At 42.6% G+C, this 2,529-nt stretch carries 2 protein-coding genes and 1 pseudogene; 2 read left to right on the top strand and 1 reads right to left on the bottom strand.

What is annotated here, in order from left to right:
- On the top strand, positions 1-332 hold a 332-nt coding region (locus KJQ12_RS13630; protein ID WP_213485127.1), incomplete at its 5' end, for a hypothetical protein.
- A 1,057-nt stretch (positions 333-1,389) separates the two neighbouring features.
- Here KJQ12_RS13630 and KJQ12_RS19910 read toward each other — a convergent pair.
- Positions 1,390-1,480 (bottom strand): annotated as a pseudogene (locus KJQ12_RS19910) (helix-turn-helix domain-containing protein); the annotation flags it as partial.
- 267 nt (positions 1,481-1,747) lie between these two features.
- Here KJQ12_RS19910 and KJQ12_RS13640 point away from each other — a divergent pair.
- On the top strand, positions 1,748-2,323 hold the full coding sequence (locus KJQ12_RS13640) for an IS110 family transposase (protein ID WP_213485134.1): 576 nt from the start codon (positions 1,748-1,750) through the stop codon (positions 2,321-2,323).
- Positions 2,324-2,529: the final 206 nt, after the last annotated feature.

Below are 2,529 nucleotides of genomic sequence, written 5' to 3' on the forward strand. Positions count from 1 at the left end.
TTTTTTATGTCCGAAAATCCTTACAAATCAAGGCCTTGGATTATTGCAAAACGCTCACGTATGTAACGAATAATCCTTTGAAATATATAGATCCTACTGGTTACTGGGCTACAGACGTTACTGCCAACTGGACGATTAACGAAATGAAGTGGAAATGGCAAGAAGCTCGCGATCAAAATGATCAAGAAAAAATGAACTATTGGCATAATAAAGCGGAAAAGCTGCGTAATGAATTACGAAAGGCAGGATACACAGATGAGCAAATCATGCAATCTACTGATGCAATGATTCCAGAAGAAATTGTTATGGATTGCATGGATGAGTACATTTAGCTGGATTGAGGATGATCCTACAGGCTTCGGGTTTTTAGTTTGGTCTTCAGACAAGATGTTTTATCTAACGAGAGGAGCAGGTGCAGGAAACTTCATAAAGAGAGAACTTGGTATTGGTTACATCAAGCATTCTGTTTACAATGAAGTAAGAAACAGGTTCGGGAAAGAAGGTGTAGATGCCTTTATTAATGCAAAAGGGAGTGGTAGGACCAAAAGGAGAGCAGGGAATCAAAAGATTAGCTGGTAAAGGTATTACAATTGGAAATCGAACCTATCAGTATGAAATAAAAGTGAAGAGTAAAGTATATGGTGACCGGAGGATTTACGGAAATTACGATGAAAAATTACGCAAGTATTTGTTCGACTACTTCGACAAAGGTTTCCATTAATTATAGGGGATAAAATAATTATGGGGATAAATTGGTTATTGATTGGATCACGAACTGGATTAGAGAACATAAAGCTGAAGAGAGGAGTATAGAGGGGTTTTGGAATTACTTTAACTCTTACAGAGATGAGTATCCCGAAGAATTTACCGCTGACTTTCCAGATTATCGGCCTGAGTATATTGAAATATACCCGTGTAAAGCTTCCTTAACAATGAACTGGCCGTCGGAGGATTATAGTCACATAGTATTTGAACTACGGATTCGCTACAAAAACAGACATGCGGCCATATATAAGATGGTGTTCAATCTTGATGGTACTGTTGAAGACGACAAATTAACTTTTGATTAATTGTAAGTAACCACATAAGGGAAAATACCTTGAGTGGTTTCTGCTTTATTGAAAAAAATCGTATTAACCTCACAGACGCAATGCTGGAACGTCAGAGCGGTATGAATAATGTTTGCCAAAATAAAAAAGGTCGGGAACCGGCCTCACTGGCGAGGAAATGTTTTGAATATCTCCACAAGCAGCCTTTTCGTCATTTGAAAATACCGAATGTCCTTTCCTTTCAGAATGGATATGACTTCTTGAAGAGCCGCATCCTTCTTGTCCGATGGTGGCTGCCGAACGGGAAGATCAAATTCAAAGAACGCTTTGGGTTCCAGTTCAAGCGCAATGGCGATCTTGACCAAGTTCTCCAGCGAGATATTGCGTTCGCCTCGTTCGACCCCGCCAATATAGGAATAATGGAACCCACTCAAAGACTTTTACCGAGGCATTTACAGATATGGTGATGTTACGGCTCCGGGACGTTATACAGCAATCATTTAGATAGTTTTGAGGAATGTCTGGCGGCGAGCGTGCAGGCATTTGCTGGGGTATCCTTGCGGCTTTCGTCCGCTCGAACTGAGGATGCAAGCCTTCACGCTGGCCGCCTGACCAACCCTCAAGATGAGGTGAGGCTCTTTGAAAAGTAGACCGAACAAGTTCCTGTATGTCGGCATAGACCCCATAAAGAGAGGCATGTGGCGGTGGTGATCGACTGCTGGAACAAGAAGCTGGGCGAAATGACATTTGACAACCGTCCTTCGTCTTTTCCGTCATTTGTTCAGGCGGTGAAGAAATATTTAAAACGAGGACAGACGATCATTTTCGGGTTGGAGGATGTTGGCGGGTTCGGGCGCTCGTTGGCGCTGTTTCTGCGGGAACAGCGATTCATTGTAAAAGAAGTCAATCCGAAGCTCAGCAACGGCATGCGAAAAAACCAAACGATCATTGAAAAGTATGACAGTTGGGATGCCGAATGTGTGGCGCGTGTTGTTCGTGACGAGTGGGACAGGCTGCCGGATGCCAATCCAATTGACGTCTACTGGGCCATTGGTCAGATGGTGAGGGTTTGGGCAGAACTGGCGGAACATTACGCCTCTACCCTTCGCCGGCTGCACCAGCAGCTCAGCTATCACTATCCGAGTTACAAAAAGTTTTTTTCAGAGTTAGATGGCAAGACGGCTCTCGCTTTCTGGGAGAAGGTCAAATTTTTATTTATAGAAAAGGCGGCAAAGGTGAGCCAATCCCAACTGGTTATTTCATTAGATAGATAGGGGTTGAACAAGTGGGAACTAATGAAAACTCTGCAGTCATGGTGGAATTTTCAATAATAGGTGAATGTTTTCCGTTATCAGAGATAACAAACAAGTTGCAAATTGAGCCAACAAGGGCTTACTCAAAAGGAAATTCCGGCAAGTTTAATAACTCAACTTTCGCAGCTTAATTTTCCAAACAAACCCTTGATATAATTGGGCAAACT

Origin of the sequence: Thermobacillus xylanilyticus (assembly GCF_907165215.1) — a bacterium.
Classification (GTDB): Bacteria; Bacillota; Bacilli; order Paenibacillales; family Paenibacillaceae; genus Thermobacillus; species Thermobacillus xylanilyticus.